Annotated in this window: 2 protein-coding genes; both read right to left on the bottom strand. The window is 70.2% G+C overall.

What is annotated here, in order from left to right; translation table 11 throughout:
• Window positions 1-65: 65 nt before the first annotated feature.
• Window positions 66-845, bottom strand: a complete 780-nt coding sequence (gene istB, locus AB0H88_RS52505; protein ID WP_357657741.1) for an IS21-like element helper ATPase IstB — start codon at window positions 843-845, stop codon at window positions 66-68.
• The gene (istA, locus tag AB0H88_RS52510) at window positions 842-2,320 is read right to left on the bottom strand and encodes an IS21 family transposase (protein ID WP_357657743.1); all 1,479 of its coding nucleotides are present in this window, start codon (window positions 2,318-2,320) and stop codon (window positions 842-844) included. The genes istB and istA overlap by 4 nt, the downstream gene beginning before the upstream one ends.
• Window positions 2,321-2,500 lie beyond the last annotated feature (180 nt).

Consider the following 2,500-nt stretch of genomic DNA (forward strand, 5'->3'; position numbering starts at 1 on the left):
TGTCAACGGCCAAGTGCGTGTCGCCGCTGGTGGCCATGTAGAGGTCCCCATCTCTTCGTAGTTGACTACTTCTTGATCAAGCGTGCTGGTGTCCTGGTTCGTGCCTGTTTCATGCGAAAGGACTCGCCCTCGGTGACCACGACTATGCTGTGGTGCAGGAGCCGGTCCAGCAGGCTGACGGCGGTGGTGTGTTCGGGCAGGAAGCGTCCCCACTGGTCGAAGGGCCAGTGCGAGCCGATGGCGAGTGCGCGGCGTTCGTAGGCGGCGGCCACGAGGCGGAACAATAGCTGGGCGCCGGTGTCGTCGAGCGGGGCGAAGCCGACCTCGTCGATGATGACCAGGTCGGCGCGCAGCAGGCTCTCGATCACCCGGCCGACGGAGTTGTCGGCCAGTCCCCGGTAGAGGGTTTCGACCAGTTCGGCGGCGGTGAAGTAGCGGACCTTGTGTCCGGCCTGGACCGCGGCGACGCCCAGGGCGATGAGGCTGTGGGACTTGCCGGTGCCGGCCGGGCCGACCGCGCAGTAGTTCTCGGCCGCGGCGACCCACTCCAGCGAGGCGAGGTAGTCGAAGGTCGCCTTCGGGATCGAGGAGGCCGCGACGTCGAACTCTTCGATGGTCTTGAGCACGGGGAAGGCGGCGGCCTTCATCCGGGCGCGGGCGTTGGAGGCATCACGCGCGGCCAGTTCGGCGTCGATGAGCGTGCGCAGGAACTCCTCGGGGTTCCAGCGCTGGGTTCGGGCGGTGACCAGCAGCTCGGGCGCCAGCCGGCGGATCGTGGACAGCTTCAGGCGGCGCAGCCCGCCGTCGAGGTCGGCGGCCAGGGGTGCGGGCGTGGGCGCGGTCATGACACTTGTCCGATCTTGTCCAGGGTGTATTCGGTCAGCGACCGGGTCGGGACCGGCGGCAGCTCCAGGAGCAGCGCCTGGCCGGCGGGCGCCGGTTGCGGGGTCCCGGCGCCGGCGGCCAGGATCGAGCGGACGTCCTCGGCCCGCCAGCGGCGGAAACTCACCGCCCGCCCCAGCGCCGCGATGAGCGCCTGCTCGCCGTGTGCGGCTTGCAGCGCGGCCAGCTCGACCAGGTCGCCGGCCAGCCGGGTGTTGCCCGCGGCGGCCGAGCCGGTCAGGAACGACTCGGCCGCCGGGCCGAGCGCCAGGAACGCCTTCTCCGCCGCGGTTCGAGGCCGGGCGGCGCGGCGTGGCGCGGGCCGGGGGCCGCCGTAGTGCTCATCGGCCACCGACGCCTCGCCGGGCGCGACCGCCAGGTGGTCGGCGACGATCTCGCCGGTGGCCAGGTCGCAGATGAGCAGCCTGCCGCCTTCCTCGGCCACCGCCACCCGGGTGCCGATCAGCCGGGTCGGGACCGAGTAGCGGGCCGAGCCGAACCGCACGCAGGAGAGCCGGTCGACCTTGCGGGTGACCGGCGCTTTGCCGATCGCCGGCCGCAGCGACGGCAGCGCGGTCAGCAGTTCCCGCTCGCCGGCCAGCCGTTCGGCGGGGATGGCGCAGATCTCCGAATGCGTCACCGCGTTGACCTCTGCGCACCACTGGCGGGCGGCCACGTTGGCCACGGTCAGGTCGTCGAAGGGCGCCTGTGGCACGACCAGATCACGTTTGGCATAGCCGACCAGGTTTTCCACGATGCCCTTCGATTCCGGGTCGGCGGCCTCGCACCAGTCCGGCCGGAAGGCGTAGTGGGTGGCGAAGCGCACGTAGTCGCTGGTGGGGATGACCTTGTTGGCGACCACGCCGCCCTTCAGGCAGCCCATCCGGTCGGCCAGCACCACCTTGGGCACCCCGCCGAGTTCCTCGAAGCATTCGGCCAGCAACGCCAGCGTGGTGGCGGCCCGCTGGTTGTCGGCGAAGCGCACGAAGCGGACCCTTGACCAGGCCAGCACCGCGCAGAACACGTGCAGCCCGCCGCCCGCGTCGCCCCAGTCGATGACCAGCATCTCGCCCGGCGTCCAGACCGCCGGCCGCCGACCGCGATGATGACCGCGTCGCCATGTCTTCTTCGCCTCGGCGACCAGCCGCCGGAAGTTGCGTGCTGATCCGTCGTACCCGGCGGCCTGGGCCAGCGGCAGCAGCCGCTTGGCCGACATCTTCCCAGCCGTGGCCTTGATCTTCTCGGCCACCAGATCGGCGACCGCGTCGAAGTTGTGCTCTCGCCGTCTGCGGCCCGGCGGCTTGTCTCCGGCCAGCGCCCGCTCGATGATGCGTTTGACGGTCTTGTGCGTGGTGCCGCACATCTCAGCGGCCCCGCGATAGGTGCCTACCTCACGGTAGGCGGCGATGATGTCCATGACTTCCCCCGAAGACTTCATGGCCGGGCAGACCCCCTGAGCGGTGATCTCGTGGCTGGCTGACACCGTCACGATCACTGCTCAGGGCACACCCCTCCTCACGACACGCGAACAGCGCGAAGAAGAAGCGGGGACCTAAACCGGCCATCAGTGGTGACCTCGAACTGGCCACCTGTGGGGACTTTTACATGGCCACGGACA

It is taken from the genome of Nonomuraea sp. NPDC050680, from assembly GCF_040654555.1.
Taxonomy (GTDB): domain Bacteria; phylum Actinomycetota; class Actinomycetes; order Streptosporangiales; family Streptosporangiaceae; genus Nonomuraea.

What these genes read in the sequence shown, in the direction of transcription:
- istB (WP_357657741.1), bottom strand. Translation starts at nt 845, where the DNA reads ATGACCGCGCCCACGCCCGCACCCCTGGCCGCCGACCTCGACGGCGGG.
- istA (WP_357657743.1), bottom strand. Translation starts at nt 2,320, where the DNA reads ATGAAGTCTTCGGGGGAAGTCATGGACATCATCGCCGCCTACCGTGAG.